Consider the following 17,071-nt stretch of genomic DNA (forward strand, 5'->3'; position numbering starts at 1 on the left):
TTCAGAATATTGTGCACTGCTAAATTTTTATAATATCCCCCAAAAAGGTGCGATTTTGGTGCAAGCAAGCAGATTTAACCCGCCTGGCTATTGATCCGGAGCTTCCATTTTTTGGACGGCAACAACAGACGCGAAGTGACCTATAATTGCATGACGGTCAGGTCAATTTTCTTTATCATTCAGTCAAAGAGCGTCAATTCACGAAAGTCGACTAAGGACCATATCTGGTATTCAATCGAACAACCGAACTCAACCAGGAGACAGGCTTGTGAAAGCTCCCGATAACCAAACTCCCACCTCATCCGTTACCCTTTCCATGCCGATTTCAGAATCGGTTTACAAGTTGGTTGTTGGAATCGAACGCATTGTTCGATGGGTTACAAAGCCTTTTTTCGACCTTACCTGTTCTTGTTTCGATGCCTGGTCTGGTAATAGCGGACACTTGAGATCCGAAATGAACACAATCAGGCCAGAGATGGTATTGAAATACGGGCTTTTTAGCATCGTGTGCGGCACGTTACTGGTCGGTGGATGCGCCGCTGATCCCAACAAGCCGGTCATCGATCCGGAAGGTGTCGATATGGTCCAGTTTGAAGAAGATCGGGCAAAATGCGAAGAGGTTGCGCAACAGGTGGAACAAAAAGCCGGCAGCGAGGCAGTCACGGGCGCGGTTGTGCTGGGTTTGATCGGGGCTATTTTTGGTGACAGCGATACGGTCAAGAAATCGGCCGCCGCCGGCTTCGTTGGAGGGGGTGCCGAAGGTCTTGGCAAAACCGAACTTGAGCGTGCCAGGGTCGTGAAAAACTGCCTACGCGCCCGGGGCTACCAGGTACTCAACTAATCCGCCCGTGATCGCGACAATGGCCGGTCTGTTTAGATGGTAGTGCCATGAAAAAAAACGTTCCTGCCTTAGATGATCTTTTGAATCTGCTTCCGGATGCGATTGTTATTGTTGATGCTACCGGTCACATTGTATTCGCAAATACTTCGGTTGAAGGGCTATTGGGATATCGTCCCGGTGAACTCGTCCAGCAATCCCTGGATTGTTTGATTCCGAAATCCTATCGCAGCGAACACCAGTCACACTTCAAGTGGTTTCGCGAGCACGGTCAGGCGATGGCCATGGGCGACCGTCCATTCGTCTATGGGCTTGATAAATCGGGTAATGAAATTTCGCTGTCGATATCCATAGCGAATATGGATCTTGATAATGAACGCTACTCGATTGCGGTCATGCGCGATATCGGTGAATTACAGTCGGAGATCACCGAGATTACCTTTAGGGCCGAGACTGATGTCTTGACGGGTCTTGGTAATCGTATGCAACTGTCGCATGTTCTGGAAGCGGCGATAGAAAAAAATAATCAATTCAGTCTGTTGTATCTGGATCTCGAGAAGTTCAAACCGATCAATGATAAGCATGGGCACGAGGTGGGCGATAGAGTACTTCAAATTGTTGCAAAACGACTTAAGGCTTTAATCAGGCCACAAGATCAGGCCGTGCGAATTGGCGGTGACGAGTTCGTGTTATTTCTGGACGGTGTGGTCGATGCCGGAACACTGGAACAGCGAGCGACGGCCGTTGCCAAAAGCATAAAGCGCCCATTTCATTTGGGAGAGCTTTCGGGAGCGGTAGGTGTCAACATCGGTGGCGCGCTATACCCACGAGACGGCAACAATGAGCAAGCGTTATTGAACGTGGCTGACCGCAACATGTACCGTGCCAAGCAAAGTGGATTGGCCTACAAGTCCCCAGATTAAAAACATGACTCGATGAGTCTATTGAAAGATGGCTGGCCATAAACATTTGTGGTGAACAGCGCGTTTATTTGTGGACGGACGGAGTCGATAAACTGGTACTTGGGCGCTTTAACCTGGCAACAGGATCATTGGCAGCTAATTGGCCCGGATCTCAGTAGCCTGCGGCATGACCGTCCTTGCGCGGTTCGGAGCCGCCGTGCAGCACGCCGTTTTCCCAATCGATGACGATGGCCTGCCCGCCGCCCCAGGGCGACCTGGCCGGAACCACGTTGTGTCCCCGCGCCGTTAACTCCGCTCGAGTGGTTTCGGGCACCCCGGTTTCGACTTCAAGCACACCTGCGTAAAGGAAGAATCGCGCCGCGTCCAGTGCCTGCTGTATATCCATGCCATAGTCGATCCAGTTGGAAAGGACATAGGTTTGCCCCATCGCCTGGTACTGGCCACCCATGACGCCGAAGCTGAGCACCGGTTTCCCCTCGCGGTAGACCATGGCGGGGATGATGGTATGCATGGGCCGCTTGCCCGGCTCGATCTGGTTGAAGTGGCCTTCCTCGAGACTGAAGGCGGAACCCCGGTTTTGCAGGTTAATCCCGGTCGAGCCGGCCACGAGACCACTGCCCCACGAAGAAAACACGCTGTTGATGAACGAACAGGCATTGCGATCCTTGTCGACCACGGTGAGGTATACCGTATCGCGGTGGTTCGGAAGCGCCGATTCAATCGGATGAGGGAACGCCTTGCCCAGATTGATGCGGGCATACTGGGCTTGCGCAAATTCATCCGCTAATAATTGCGCAACCGGTAGCTCGTTAAATACGGGATCTCCGATGAAACGATCGCGCTCAGCCATGGCAAGCGCAAAGGCTTCGCTCAAAAGCTGGATATGGTCGGCACCCAGGTGGGGCAGCATCGAGACGTCGGTTTGCGCCAGGATGTTGAGCGCCATCAGGGTGGTGATACCCTGGCCGTTGGGTGGGATCTCGAACACTTCGTAGCCGCGGTAGCTGCCGCTGATTGGCTCAACCCATTCGGATTCGTGCTTGGCGAAATCTTCGAGGCTGAACAAGCCGTCATGGACATCGCTGAAGCGCACGATTTCGGCGGCAATTTCACCCTGGTAAAAACCATCCCGACCCTGGCTGGCGATGGTGCGCAAGCTGCGTCCAAGGTCGGGCTGTCGATGAATCGTGCCGGCAGCGGGGGCCTTGCCGTCAACCAGGTAAGCGGCGCTGGCTTCGGGCGTCGCGGCAAGCAATTCCTCGTTGCTTCCCCAGGGGTGTTTGTCGCTTTTCCAGCCGTGAGCGATGACCGGTGTGACCGCGTACCCCTGTTCGGCATAGTGGATCGCGGGCTGCAGCAGGCTTGCAAAATCGAGCTTGCCGAGTTTCCGGTTGGCCTGGTACCAGGCATCGATGGCACCGGGTACGGTGACCGATAGGATGCCCTGTACTGGCATGGTATCGAAACCGCGATCACGAATCGTTGCCGCGGTGGCGGCAGCCGGGGCCCGGCCACTGCCGTTAAGTGCATGGAGTTTGCCGGATGCAGCTTCGTGGTAAAGGATGAAGCAATCGCCGCCGATGCCGGACGAATAAGACTCGACCACCGACAGCACCGCACTCGCTGCGATCGCGGCATCGAGCGCATTGCCGCCATCGCGCGTGACCTGCAGTGCGGTTTCGGTCGCCATCGGCTGGCTGGTGGCGGCCATGGCCTCGGTTGACATAGCGACCGAACGGCCTGGGAGCTGAATGTTACGCATCGGTAATACCTAAAAAATATCGCGCGGCATAGTATAACCGCTTATTTATGCAAAGGCCGCCTCTCGTTGGGGAAAACTTCACGTCTGGTGTACAAAGAAAGGAGGCAATAAAGGGGACGCAGGGGTTATTTTTTAATCCCTACGCCCCTTTTATTTGAATAACTTTCACTGATTACTTGTCGTCGATTAGGAGGTAGACTAGGCAGCAAACCAGCTATTCTGTCAAACCATGTCGGAGAACGATCTCGTAGTTGCCATTGTGATGGCAGACATCAGCGGCAGCAGCGCGCTGTACGATGAAGTTGGGGATACCGATGCGCTGCGCCTGGTCGGCATCTGCCTCGATAACCTGGCGGCCATCGTCGAGCGGGAAGGTGGCACCAGCATCCGATCTAAAGGCGATGACGTGCTGGCCATCTTTGACGATGCCTCCGCCGCGTTCAGGGCGTCACGCGCTATGCTGTCGCAACAAAGCACCGGCCGGACGCTTGCCGTCCATGTGGGGGCAGCCTTCGGCAATGTCATTCGGGCTCGCGACGATATCTTCGGTGATAGCGTGAATATCGCCGCTCGACTCAGCTCGATGGCAAAACCGGGCGAACTTCTCGCCACTGACGGTTTTGTGACGCAGCTTCCGGAAGCCGACAAAAGCCGGATGCACCCGCTCGACACCATCACGTTCAAAGGCAAGGATGCAGCAACCGGGATCTTTGCGCTGCTCGAGGAGGGCGCGCAGCTGCGTACAATGATCGGCAAGTCGCCGGCCATTACCGAAGCGCGCCTGGCAAGGCGTCCAACGTCTGCCGTAACGGTGACGCTGAGTTACGCGAACAAGTCATTTGCCTGCACTGAAAGGATGACCTTGACGATTGGCCGCTTGAGCGGCAACGATATTGTCATCGAACAGCCCTGGATATCGCGAGAACACGCAAAATTGCGGGTGCGACGGGGCAAGGTTGAGCTCTCGGATCAAAGTTCCTCGGGCAGCTTTGTTTCGGCACAGCCAGGTCACGAATTCCTGTTAAAGCGTGAGACCGTGCTGTTAGCCGGGTGTGGCGTCATCTCTCCGGGGGTGCCGTCGTCGGCAGCGGAAGCCGAGGTCATCCACTACGAGGTGACCATCCAGGAGCCCGATTCCGACGCGGTGGATTAAGGCCTTTGGCCGCAGGCGACCGAGCGTTCGGTGTTGCCGAGGTATTGCCGGCGTCGCGTCTCGTCGAACGCGTATCCTCCAATCTCACAGGCCCGTGCTACGCTGAGCTCGTTCCACAGCTTCACCTGTCCATCGTCACCGGAGGTGCCGAACTGCCGCCCGTCGGGGTGCAGCGCGATGCGCCAGCTGGCGCCCGCGTGTGCCGGCCAGGGATTGGACAGTCGCCGCCCGCTGTCGGCATCCCACAGATGCAGGTTACCGCTGCGGTCAACGGCTACCAGGGTGACGCCGTCTTCGAGCCAGGCGATGTCGGTTGCCCCGCCCGAATGACCGGCAAACGCCGCCAGCTGCTCGCCCGTGGCGATATCCCACAACGCGACGACCTCGTCGCTCGATGCCGTCGCCAGGTGTCGGCCGTCCGGGCTGAAAGTGGCGCTCCACAGCACGTTATCGTCTGCCTCGATCTCCTTGAGCAGGGTGTTCTGTGCCGTGTCGAACAGCCTGACCTTGCCGTCCGCCGAGGTTACTGCGATCATGCCGCCGTCCGGCGATAGCCTGGCCCGTGTGATCGGCCCACCGTCGTACGGCAGTACCCGTTGCGCTGCCCCGTTTTCGACCTCCCACAACGCAACCCGGGCATCGCTTGCGGTTACCAGCTCACTGCCGTCGGGCGTGAAATCGACCGACCAGATTGCATCCGGGTCGGCCGCGACCGACCAGCGCAGCGCACCCGTGGCCGCGTCCCACAGGCGCAGCTGACCGCCGCGGTCGGCCGACGCCAACAGCGAGGCATTGGGCGAGAACGCAAGTGCCCACACCTCGCGCTCGTGTCCGCCGAGTAAGCGGGAGCTATTTTCGCGCCCGGGCTCCCATACCTGCACGACACCGATGCTGTCACCCGCTGCCAGCAGGCGGCCGTCGCTGCTGATCGCAAGGCCCTTGGCTTTTGGGCCGGTAACCTCGCGCACCGCCGCCGCCGGATAGGCTTTGTCGAGACGCCACATACGAACCAGCTGGTCTTGCCCGAGGGTCGCCAGCAAACGCCCGTCATGGCTCCCTTCGGCGTCGATAATAGCCCGACTATGCCCACTCGGTGTCGTCCTCAGCAGTTGGCGCCGATCGACGTCCCACAGGCGCACCGACCCGTCGCCGCTGCCACCGATCAGTGTCAGGCCGTCGGGTGCGAATTCGACCCCGCTGATGTGGCTGTCCGGGCCGAAGGCCTGTCCGAGTGAGCGTCCGTCGGGATAATCGAGCACAATCGACTTGCCGTCGGTACTGGTGGCCACCATGCGACTGCCGTCGGGACTGAACACCAGTTTCGACAGGTGACTCGTGTCGGGGCCGCGAATCGGTGCGAAAAGCGGCTCGCGTGACGGCAGCGCCCAGCCGTAGATGTTGCCGTCGTTATTGCCGGCCACCAGTCCCTGTCCGTCCGGGGTAAACTCGACCACCTTGAAGGCGAGGGTGCGTCTGGCCAGCGGCTCGCCGATGGGAATGCCACGCCCGACGTCCCACAGACGCACGGTGCCGTCGCCGTTCGCCGAGGCGAGGGTGGCGCCGCTCGGGCTGAAACAGATGCTCATGACTACGTCGCCGATCTCTCCCAACCTGGTCGACTGCCGGCTGTCGAGGTTCCACAGGCGGATGACGCCGTCGGCGCCGGCCGATGCGAGCCAGCGGCCGTTGGGCCCGAATTCGACGTCCCAGATACCGCCGGAGTGGCCGAGTAAACTCGGGCCGATACGTTCGCCGGTCGCGGTATCGAAGAGTTCGACGGTGCCACCGCGCTGGCCGGTGGCGAGCCGTGAGCCATCGGGGCTCAGCGCGATGACCAGCGTGTCGCCCACGGCTATGGGGCTGCCGACAACGAACGGTCCTCCCCGCTCCAGGAATCGCCGCGCCGCCACCATGGCCACGCGTGCGTCGTAGGCCGGCGGCGTAGTTTCCGCGCGTGCGACGGCCTCGGCCCCCAGCACCAGTGACAGCAGTGGGTCCTTGTCGACAAGCCCATGGGCCACCGCGCCGAGGGCGCCGGCAAACCGATCCCGGGCCTCGGCGGTTGCCATCTCGGCGCGCTGTTCATTGTTTCGGGCCTGGCGGTATTCGATAAGCGCGACTACCGAGGCAACGGTAGTACCGATCGCCAGGATCGCGAGGCCAGCAATGGCGATACGGCGCAGTCGGCGGGATTTTTGTTCCCGCTCCGCGGCCCGGGCCTCCGCCTGCGCCCGGGCTTCGGCGGAGGTATCGAGGAATTCACGCCCGAGGGCATCGAGCTGATCCGGGTTCTTTTCCGCCCATTCGAGCGCGGTCAACAGCGGCGTACCGCGATAGAGCAGGTCCGGGTCGCGGTTGCCGGCTTCCCATTCCGTCGCCGCGTGGCTGATGCGCTGGCGCAAGCGCAAATCGTCGCGCGACTCCTCGATCCAGCCGCGTAACCGCGGCCAGGTGCGCAGTAACGCCTCGTGGGCGATCTGCACGGTTTTATCGTCGACCGTCAGCAACCGTGCCTCGGTCAGGCCTTCGACGACGCGGCCCATGACCTCGGACTGGGAATCCTGCTCGATATCGGCGCGTGCGATCACGCGACGGGTGTCGGATGCGCTCGATCCCGACGTCACCAGACGCAGGAACAGGCGCCGGGTCGCGGCTCGCTCGGCGTCGTCGAAGCGCTGTTCGAAGGTGGCCTCGGCGGTCTGGCTGATCGCGCCGGCGACGCCCCCCGCCTCGTGAAAACCCTGCAGCGTCAGCACGTTATCGCGCCGCCGCGACCAGGTCTCGACCAGCGCATGGGCCACCAGCGGCAGCGAACCCGCTTCGTGACCGGCCTCGTCGATGATGGCGTCCACCAGGATGCTTTCGACGTGCAGACCGGATCGACGCGCCGGTTCGACGATGGCGCGGCGAAGTTCCGCATCGGTCATCGGCCCCACCAGTATCTGGTTGTGCGTAATGTGTTCGGCCAGCCACGGAATTTGTGCGCATTGACCATAGAAATCGGCGCGCACCGCGATGACGATCCGCACCTTGCTGTCGGCCGGGTCGGTCATGGCCGAGATCGCGTTGATGAAGCTTTTTCGCTGCTTTGCCGTTGCCAGTGTAAAAAGCTCCTCGAACTGATCGATACACAACACCAGCGGGCGTTCGATGCCGTCTTTCCAGCTGAGATGCCGGGCCATTGTCGGGCGCTCCAGCAGGTCTTCGAAGGTTATCGTAAGCCCGCCTCTCGACGGTGTGCCGGTGGCCTGGAAATAGAGCTCGGCCATTGGGTCGCGTCCGGGTGTAAACAGCGCGACTTGCCAGCTCTCGCGACCCAGCAGCGCACCGGCCCGGATCGCGGGGATCAGGCCGGCGCGCACCAGTGAAGACTTGCCGCTACCGGATGGCCCGCCAACGGTGAGCACCTGGTGAGTTTGCAGGCGCCGCACCAGATCGTCGATCAGTACCTCGCGACCGAAGAAGAATTGCGCATCCTCGATCTGGTAGGCGGCCAGGCCCTTGTAAGGGCAGGCGGCCGCGACGGGTGCCGCCTGTGTGACAGCCCGGTTTTGCGTCGGCGGCGTATCGGACGCGAGCGTTTCGTGAATGGCAGCACGCCAGGCGTCGATATTAGGGAATCGATTCTCCGGCTCGAAGGCCATGCCCTGCTCGAAAATGTCGTGCCAGGCCGACGGCAGCTTGATCAACTCCTGCTCGAGCGACGCGGCCGGCGGCGGGCGCTGGCCCATGACCAGGTGCCACAACATCGCGGTGGCGGCGTAAATGTCGGCAGCCGGCGTGATCTCCGCAGTGGTCAGGCTCTGTTCGGGCGCCTGGTAGAGTGGCGTACCCCCGACCACGGTCGCATCGCTGCCACGGCTGGCGAGATCCTTGGCGATGCCGAGATCGCCCACCAGGATGCGCTCTTCGTTGCCGACCAGGGTGATCTGGGACATTGTTGATGCCGCGGTTGCGTCATCGGCGTTCACCCCGCGGCGAACCAGCTGGAACAGTATATTGGCCGGTTTAATGTCGCGATGCACGACGCCGGCCTCGTGCAGGTCGGACAGGCTGGAAGCCAGGGCATCCACCAGTGCCATGATGCCCTGTGGGTCGGGAGCGGTTGAATCCTTGTACTTGCGCAGGCGTGGCTCGAGCGTGCCGCGATCGGCGAAGTCCATGACGAAATAGGGGCAGCCATCGTTGAGTCGGCCGATATCGTGGACAGTGACGACGTGGGGCGAGCGAATACGCCTCAACAGGCGCGCCTCGTCGAGGAAACGCGACATAAGTTCCTCGTCGTCGGTCAGCACCTCGTGCAGGATCTTGATCGCAACGAAGGATTGCAGCTCCTCGTCCCAGGCGCGAACGACCACTGCGAAGCCGCCGCGGCCTATTTCATTGCGAACCTCGTAGCGACCGACGTAGGCTGGCAGCTTCATACACGCGTCGAACCACTACAGGTGATCGCTGGCATCGACGCAATGAAAAAGACTGGCATCCAGAATGTTGTGATTCCGGTCCGCCGAAGTAACACAAACGGTAACGGCGCCATCACGAATGCTGGTCGATGCGGCACCCGTGGTGGTGTAGTTCGGATAATCGTCGTGCCGGTGCCATTTTCCCTTCTCCACCCCGAACGTCGTGGCATTTCTGCCAACCTGCTTGATGTCGTATTGCTCGCCCCACCAGACATGCAGATGATTTTTCGAGACATCGGGCTTGAAATTGGCCTTGAAGGTGAGCATCAGCTCTTCTCCCGCCGGTTTTACGTCGAGGATTTTAACCTCGCAGCCGTCCACCGGGCAGGCGTTGGCCATGGGTTCAGAGGCAAGTACGTGGTTGGTGCCGATCAGTGTCGTCGCCATGATAGGAGCGCATATCGCGAGCCGACGGCAGGTTCTGGAGATGCTTGTTTTACTCATTTGGAATCCCTCCTCTTATGAATTATGGATTTGACGCTAGTAGTATGTTCCTAAGCAGTAGAATTATAAACACTCTATTTAACTCAGGCCAAATCAGAAAAGGCCCTTGCCGCCATAGGGGAAGCGCAAAAACGAAGCAATCTCCGGTTTATAACGCGGTATCAAGAGGCTGCTTCGCTACAGCCTCAGCGTTCGCTTCGCACAAGCCGGGCCCCGCTTGCAATGACTGCGGGTCGCGATCAGACATTGAAACCCGGAATATCCCGGGTTTCAGGGCAGGCGCACCATCGCCGCGGCCTTGGCTTCCTCGATGATCCAGTCGCGCACCTGTTGCGCGGATTCGGACAATTCAGTGCGGTCCGACCAGATCAGGTGAAACTCTTCGCTGGTCTTCCAGCTCTGCGGCAGCACCGGCACCAGCAGGCGTTTCTGGATCAGTGAATCAGTGACGTGGCGCCAGCCCATGGCGATGCCTTCGCCGGCCATCGCCGCCTGGATCACGAGCGCGTAATCGTTCAGGCGCAGGCCTTCGCCCTTGTCAACGAAGTCGACGCCGAAGGATTGAAACCAGTCGAGCCACCGGGGCCGGGGACGGAAAGGCTCCTCGAGATGGATGAACTGGTGCTGCAACAGGTCCTCGATCGACTTCGGCCTCGGATTCGATGCCAGGTAAGACGGGCTCGCCACCGCGAACAGTTCCTCGCGCGCGATCGCGGCCGAATCGTACCCCGGCCAGCCGCCACGTCCGCGGCGGATGCCGAGCGAGACGTTTTCGTATTCGAGATCGACATCCTTGTCCACCACCTGCAGACGCAGATCGATATTCGGGTGTGATCGGTGCAACCGCGTCATGCGCGGCATCACCCAGTAGTTTGCGAAAGCGGTCGAGATCGATAATGTAACCAGATGCTCCCCACCGCCGCGGTTGACCTCGCGCGCGGCCTGCAGTAGCCGCTCCAGGCTGAGCGAAACCTCGTTATAAAAACGTTCCCCGGCCTCGGTCAGCCGAATCGCCCGGTGCCGTCGTTCAAACAGCTCCTGCCCAATCGCTGTCTCCAGCTGCCGAATAGCGAGACTCACCGCGGGTTGCGAAACCCCAAGCTCTTCGGCCGCCCGCGTAAACGACAACAACCTCCCGCAAACCTCGAACACAAACAAATGATGCGGCGAATGAATAAGACGGCGCAACTCACGCATAAGTCAGACTCGATGCTCCAAATTACCGTCATCTCGCGGCTCGACCGCGGGATCCAGTGGCGCGAAGACATACACATAACACCGAATCCTGCCGGACCGACGCATCGGATCAAGCCGCGGTATGACCGGGTGGGCCAGGCCGCCTTTCAAGTTCATTGTCACTAGGCGGTGTCACATAAAGCCAGTAAATAAAATTCGACTGCAGCAAAGCGTTATAAGAGATTAACATAAAGTCAGCTTATGTGAATTACGATATTTTTTAGCGGTCACAACCTAAAAACCCGTTGTTATACTGCCAAATCCCAATCGTCATCCCCGCGCAAGCGGGAATGACGGTAACACATAGGCGAGGAGTCAGCGTGAGTCAGGCAACCCAGAGCAGAAGTACTCGTCGCGGGCGGCGCGGTGGCCGCGCCAGCCGCGAACGCACGCGCCCGCAGATCACTGCACCCGCGTACATCAAGCGCCAAATCCCGTTCTACGAATTCCTCAACGAAGAAGGCCTGGTCAAGCTCGAAGAGCAGGCCGACTGGATCATCCAGGAAATCGGCCTGGAATTCCGCGACGACCCGAAAGCGCTCGAAATCTGGCGCGAGGCCGGCGCCGACGTCAAAGGCACGCGCGTGCGCCTCGACAAGGGGGTCGCACGGGAATGGTGCCAGACTGCGCCCACCGAATTCACCCAGCATGCGCGCAACCCCGAGCGCAGTGTAAACATCGGCGGCACTTCGCAAGTGTTCGCGCCAGTCTACGGCCCGCCGTTCGTACGCGACCTCGAGGGCGGGCGCCGTTATGGTGCGATCGAGGATCTCGACAAGCTGTCGAAGCTCGTGCACATGCTGCCGAGCCTGCATCACGGCAGCCTGGTCATCGTAGAGCCCTGTGACCTGCCGGTGTCGAAGCGTCACCTCGACATGGTCTACCTGCACATGAAGAACCATGACAAGCCCCACCTAGGCGCAATCACCGAAAAATCGCGTGCGCAGGACTGTGTCGACATGGCGCGCATCCTCCACGGCGAAGACTTCATGGAACAAAACTGCGTCATCATGGGCAACGTCAACACCAACTCGCCATTGTTGGTCGACAAGGTCGTCACCGAAGCTGCGCAGGTTTACTGCGGCGCCAACCAGGGGCTTGTCGCCGCACCCTTCATTCTCGGCGGCGCGATGGGTCCGGTCACGACCGCGGCGTCGATCGCACAAGCCTTTGCGGAGGCGATGATGGTCGGTGCCTTCACCCAGCTGGTGCGCAAGGGCGCCCCGTTCGTGCTCGGTAATTTCCTGTCATCGATGAGCCTCAAAAGCGGCGCCCCGACCTTCGGCATGCCTGAACCGGTAATCTCCAACCTCGTCATCGGCCAGCTCGCGCGCAGGCTCGGCGTTCCACTGCGCTGTGGCGGCTCGCTAACCGCATCCAAGCTCCCAGACGCACAGGCCGCCGCCGAGAGCGCCGACTCGATGATGTCGACCGCACTCGGCGGCGCCAACTTTGTCCTGCACGCCGCCGGCTGGCTCGAGGGCGGCCTGTGCACCGGCTACGAAAAACTCGTCATCGACGCTGACCGCCTCGGTGCCTACCAGGTCATGCTCGGCGGCCTGCCGCTCGACGACAACGCGCTCGCGCGCGATGCCTATTCGGAAGTAGAGCCCGCCGGCCACTTCCTCGGCTGCAGCCACACCATGGCCAACTACGAAACCGCTTACTACGACGCCGTCCTCTCCGACAGCGAAAACGTCGAAAGCTGGGAAGAGCAGGGCAGCAAAGACATGGCACAGCGCGCCTACGACCGCTGGAACCAGCTCCTGAAAGACTACGAGGCCCCGCCCCTCGACCAGTCCAAAGACGAAGAACTCCAGGCCTACATCGAGCGCCGCAAATCCGAGATCCCCGATGCCTGGTACTGATTACAAGCTGTCATTGCGGCCCCCGAGCCGCAATCCATTACAACGACTCCTCGGAAACCCCACGGGCGAAGCCCGGCCTACTTTCTCGGGCGCATCGAAATGGATTGCGGCTCAAGGCCGCAATGACGGCACATAGTTAAAGAGGACAAACAATGGAATCCCAAGCAAGAGTAGTAATCATCGGCGGCGGCGTAGTCGGCTGTTCGATCCTGTTCCACCTCGTCAAACACGGCTGGAAAGACTGCGTCCTGCTCGAACGCAACGAACTCACCTCCGGCTCCTCCTGGCACGCCGCGGGCCAAATCCACACGATCTCCTCCGACCCCAACATCTCCCGCCTGCAGGGCTACACCATCGAACTCTACCCCGAACTCGAAAAACTCTCGGGACAATCGGTCGGCCACCACCAGACCGGCGGTTTCTACGTGGCGTCGAACCAGACCTGGTACGACTACCTTAAACGCGAACGCTCGAAGGCGCGTTACATGGGCCTCGACCAGGAATTCATATCCATGAAGGAACTCGCCGACCGGCACCCGCTGATCGACCCGAGCCGTTACCTGGCCGCACTGTGGGACCCGCTCGACGGCGACATCGACCCGTCCGGCGTGACCTACGCCTACGCCAAGGCGGCAAAAAAACTCGGTGGCCGCTACCACACGCACGCCCAGGTCATCGAAACCAACCAGCGCAAAGACGGCAGCTGGGACGTGGTCACCAAGGAAGGCACGATCCACGCCGAGCACATCGTCAACGCTGGCGGCCTGTGGGCACGCGAAGTGGGGCACCTGTCCGGCCTCAACCTGCCGGTGCAGCCGATGGAGCACCATTACCTGATCACCGAGACCATCCCCGAGATCGCGGCGCGCGCAGAGCGCCTGCCGGCCGGCATCGACTACGAGGGCAACATCTACTTCCGCCAGGAAGGCCAGGGCATGCTGCTCGGCACCTACGAGCCGAAGGCGACGCCATGGATGGTCGGCGGCACGCCCAACGATTTCGGCCACGAACTGCTCGAACCGCAGCTCGACCACATCGCCGAGCGCCTCGAGCTCGGCTTCGAGCGCATCCCGGCGCTCGCCGAGGCCGGCATCAAGGACATGATCAACGGCCCGTTCACCTTCGGCCCCGACGGCAACCCGATGATCGGCCCGGTGCCCGGCATGAAGAACTACTGGGCCGCGGTCGGCGTCATGGCCGGCTTCTGCCAGGCCGGCGGCGTCGGCAAGTGCCTCGCCGAATGGATGATCGACGGAGAACCCGAAATCGACGTCTGGGCGATGGACATCGCGCGCTTCGGCGATTACGCCTCGCCCGACTACGGCACCATCAAGTCGAGCGAAAACTACGAGCGCCGTTTCGTCATGACCTTCCCCAACGAAACCCTGCCCAAGGGCCGGCGCATGCGCACGACTGCGCTCTATGACCGGCTCACCGCCAGGGGCGCGGTCTGGGGCGACGGCTTCGGCCTCGAGGCGGCACTATGGTTCGCCGACGACCCGGAAGACGCGCACGAGGAACCGACCTTCGCCCGCTCGAGGGCGCATGACTATGTCGCACGCGAATGCAAGGCGGTCAGGGAAGCGGTCGGCATCACCGAAATCGCCAACTTCGCCAAGCACTCGATCAAGGGGCCGGATGCACGCAAGTTCCTCGATTTCGTCATGGCAGGCCGTGTGCCGCAGCCGGGCAGAATTAACCTGTCGCCGATGCTGACCCACAAGGGCAAGCTCTACGGTGATCTCACCATCGCCTGCCTCAAAGACGACGATTTCATGATCTTCGGCTCCGGCGCCGCGCAGGAAATGCACCGCCGCTGGTTCGAAAGCCACCTCGGCGGCTACGACGTGCAATACGAAAACGTTTCGCGCCGCTACCACGGCATCGGCCTGTCGGGCCCGAATGCGCGCGAACTCCTGTCCCGCATCACGCGCGACGACGTTTCTGGCGATGTACTCAAATTCCGCGATATCAAAAGAACCTTCGTCGGCACCGTGCCGGCGATCCTCACCAGGCTGTCGTTCTCCGGCGAACTCGGTTACGAAATCTACGTCGAGCCGGAATACCAGTTGAAACTCTACGAAGAAATTCTCGCCAACAGCGAAGGCCTGGGGCTCACCCACTACGGCCTGCGCGCACTGATGAGCCTGCGCCTGGAAAAGAACTGGGGCGCGTGGACCCTCGAATTCCGCCCGGATTTCACCGCGGCGCAATCGGGCCTCGACGTGTTCATCAACTGGGACAAGGACTTCATCGGCAAGGCAGCGGCACAAAAGGAACGCGACGCCGGCCCCACGATCAAGCTGGTGACGATGACCATCGACACCGACGACATCGACGTCACCCTGGACGAGGCCATCCTGAAGGACGGCGAATGCGTCGGCTACGTAACCTCGGGCGGCTATGCGCACCACGTGCAAAAATCGATGGCGCTGGGGTACGTGCCGGCGGAGCTTGCCGCCGATGGCACCGAGCTCGAGGTAGAGATCAACGGCGAGATGTATTCGGCACTGGTTGTCGAACAACCGCTCTACGACCCCACCGGCGAAAAAATGCGCGCATAAAAAAAAGGACGGAGGGATTAAAAAATAACCCCTCCGTCCCATTTTCTAGGTTGCCAATCCGCTTTCCAGTAAACTAGCACGTCATGATGGATCGATTTCTGCTCGCGCACGGCGCCGGCGAGCCCGGCGACAGGCTCCTCAATGATTGTCTCAATCAACTGGGCGACATTCCGCCCGCGGCCAACTTCGGCTTTTTGTACCTGAGCGACCAGCTGGCCGAGTCAGCCGGGCCGCTGATCGAGCGGCTGAAAGACAAGACCGGCATCACGGCCTGGGTCGGGACCGTCGGCATCGGCATCATCGGCGGCGCGACGGAATACTACGATGAACCGGCGATGGCGATCATGCTGGCCGGCTTCAACGAGGCCGATTATCGGCTGCTGCCGAACCTGCGCGAAGAGAGCGCATCCCTGTCCGCCGGGCTCGCAGACTGGTGCAGCGCCAACGATTTCAATGTCGGCCTGTTGCACGCCGATCCGGCCACGGCAAACCTGCAACCGTTACTGGCACGGCTGGGCAGCGATATTCCGGCCGCGTTTCTGATCGGCGGGATCAGCTCGTCGCGCGGACCCAACGCACAATTCGCCGAGCAGGTTCTGCAGGGCGGCATCAGCGGCGCACTGTTTTCACAGGCGGTGCCGATCATGACCAACCTCACCCAGGGCTGCAGCCCGATCGGGCCGCGCCATGTCGTCACCCAGTGCGAGCGCAATATCATGCACAGCCTCGACGACCGACCCGCGCTCGACGTGTTGACCGAGGATGTCGGCGAAGTCATCGCGCAGGACTGGCAGCAGGCGGCCGGTTATATTTTCGCCGGTATCGTGAACAAGAACTCCGACGTGGACGACTACTCGGTCCGCCAGCTCGTCGGCATCGATCCCGACTCGAAGCTTGTCGCGATCGGTGATTTCCTCGAGCACAACGACGAGATCGTCTTTTGCAAACGCGATGGCAGTACCGCGCTGGAAGACATGGAGCGCATGCTCAAGGATTTGAAAAAGCGCTGCAATTCACCGATCAAGGGCGGTGTTTACGTCTCTTGCCTGGGCCGCGGCAGGGAACAGTTCGGCCAACATTCGGAGGAAGTTCGATTCATCCATACCGTACTCGGCGACTTCCCGCTGGTCGGGTTTTTCGCCAACGGCGAAATCCACAAAAGCGCGCTGTACGGCTTCACCGGCGTGCTGACCCTGTTCGTTTAACGAAGCAGGGCGCCAGTCAGCGTTTACAGGTGATCTATAGAGAAGCGCAAAATTCGGGGGACAGTATACCTGTCTATGCATGACCTGTTCCCCGTTGTTGTCCTTTCAACAGGCAATGATCCTGGGATTATTGCCTGTAGTAATTCCGGGGACAGTATACTAAATTCGTTCGGGTTCGAATGCTTAGGTAAGTTCGAGATAGGTATACTGTCCCCCGAATTCATTCGCTTTATGATCCGTCCGGCGAAAAAATGCGGGGTTAGCTTCATGGCAATCAAAAAGAAAGCGGCACCGAATCGAAGAGTTTCCATTCCAGCGCGGCATGCGAAAGCAGCCTTTCTGAAAAAAGGCTGCCGCATCAAGGTGATCAACACGCACGGCACGCAGGTGGTCGATTGCTGGGCGCTGAACCCCGATAACCTGGGCGAATACATGTCGCTCGAGCATTGCCGGGTGGCGATCGAACGCATGTGCCCGCGCAAGGGCGACGTGATGGTGACCAACCGGCGCCGGCCGATCCTGAAAATCATGGAGGATACCGCGCCGGGCGCGCACGACACCCTGCTCGCGGCCTGCGACCGCTACCGCTACGAGTTACTGGGCTGCAAGAAGTAT

11 protein-coding genes are annotated in these 17,071 nt (G+C 60.4%); 7 read left to right on the forward strand and 4 right to left on the reverse strand.

Annotation, left to right across the window (positions count from 1 at the left end):
- Window positions 1–454: 454 nt before the first annotated feature.
- Together OES20_14865 and OES20_14870 are read left to right on the forward strand one after the other, a co-directional pair.
- Window positions 455–841 (forward strand): glycine zipper family protein, encoded by a 387-nt coding sequence (locus tag OES20_14865; GenBank protein ID MDH3635980.1) that lies wholly within the window; start codon window positions 455–457, stop codon window positions 839–841.
- 47 nt (window positions 842–888) lie between these two features.
- Window positions 889–1,761, forward strand: coding sequence for a sensor domain-containing diguanylate cyclase (locus tag OES20_14870; GenBank protein ID MDH3635981.1), 873 nt, complete (start codon window positions 889–891; stop codon window positions 1,759–1,761).
- Window positions 1,762–1,912: 151 nt separating this feature from the next.
- On the opposite strand, the gene ggt is transcribed toward OES20_14870, so the two are convergent.
- Window positions 1,913–3,523: a gamma-glutamyltransferase gene (ggt, locus tag OES20_14875; protein MDH3635982.1), complete on the reverse strand. Its 1,611-nt coding sequence runs from the start codon at window positions 3,521–3,523 to the stop codon at window positions 1,913–1,915.
- 262 nt (window positions 3,524–3,785) lie between these two features.
- On the opposite strand from ggt, the gene OES20_14880 reads away from it, so the two are divergent.
- Window positions 3,786–4,676, forward strand: a complete 891-nt coding sequence (locus tag OES20_14880; GenBank protein MDH3635983.1) for an adenylate/guanylate cyclase domain-containing protein — start codon at window positions 3,786–3,788, stop codon at window positions 4,674–4,676.
- Here OES20_14880 and OES20_14885 read toward each other — a convergent pair.
- From OES20_14885 to OES20_14895, 3 genes are all read right to left on the reverse strand, one after another.
- On the reverse strand, window positions 4,673–9,100 hold the full coding sequence (locus tag OES20_14885) for a protein kinase (GenBank protein MDH3635984.1): 4,428 nt from the start codon (window positions 9,098–9,100) through the stop codon (window positions 4,673–4,675). The genes OES20_14880 and OES20_14885 overlap by 4 nt on opposite strands.
- A gap of 15 nt (window positions 9,101–9,115) precedes the next feature.
- Window positions 9,116–9,583 carry a hypothetical protein gene (locus OES20_14890; GenBank protein ID MDH3635985.1) on the reverse strand — a complete coding sequence of 156 codons (468 nt, stop codon included), beginning with the start codon at window positions 9,581–9,583 and terminating at the stop codon, window positions 9,116–9,118.
- A gap of 270 nt (window positions 9,584–9,853) precedes the next feature.
- Entirely contained in the window at window positions 9,854–10,780 is a 927-nt protein-coding gene (locus OES20_14895) for a LysR substrate-binding domain-containing protein (GenBank protein MDH3635986.1), read from the reverse strand.
- A 359-nt stretch (window positions 10,781–11,139) separates the two neighbouring features.
- Between OES20_14895 and OES20_14900 the strand changes: the two genes are divergently transcribed.
- From OES20_14900 to OES20_14915, 4 genes are all read left to right on the forward strand, one after another.
- Window positions 11,140–12,687, forward strand: a complete 1,548-nt coding sequence (locus OES20_14900) for a trimethylamine methyltransferase family protein (GenBank protein MDH3635987.1) — start codon at window positions 11,140–11,142, stop codon at window positions 12,685–12,687.
- A gap of 152 nt (window positions 12,688–12,839) precedes the next feature.
- Window positions 12,840–15,251, forward strand: coding sequence for an FAD-dependent oxidoreductase (locus tag OES20_14905; protein ID MDH3635988.1), 2,412 nt, complete (start codon window positions 12,840–12,842; stop codon window positions 15,249–15,251).
- Between the two features lie 83 nt (window positions 15,252–15,334).
- Window positions 15,335–16,456: an FIST C-terminal domain-containing protein gene (locus OES20_14910; GenBank protein MDH3635989.1), complete on the forward strand. Its 1,122-nt coding sequence runs from the start codon at window positions 15,335–15,337 to the stop codon at window positions 16,454–16,456.
- Between the two features lie 267 nt (window positions 16,457–16,723).
- Window positions 16,724–17,071 (forward strand): urea carboxylase-associated family protein (locus tag OES20_14915; protein ID MDH3635990.1); only part of this gene is annotated, 348 nt, incomplete at its 3' end.

Source organism: Gammaproteobacteria bacterium, assembly GCA_029862005.1.
In the GTDB taxonomy this organism is placed as follows: Bacteria; Pseudomonadota; Gammaproteobacteria.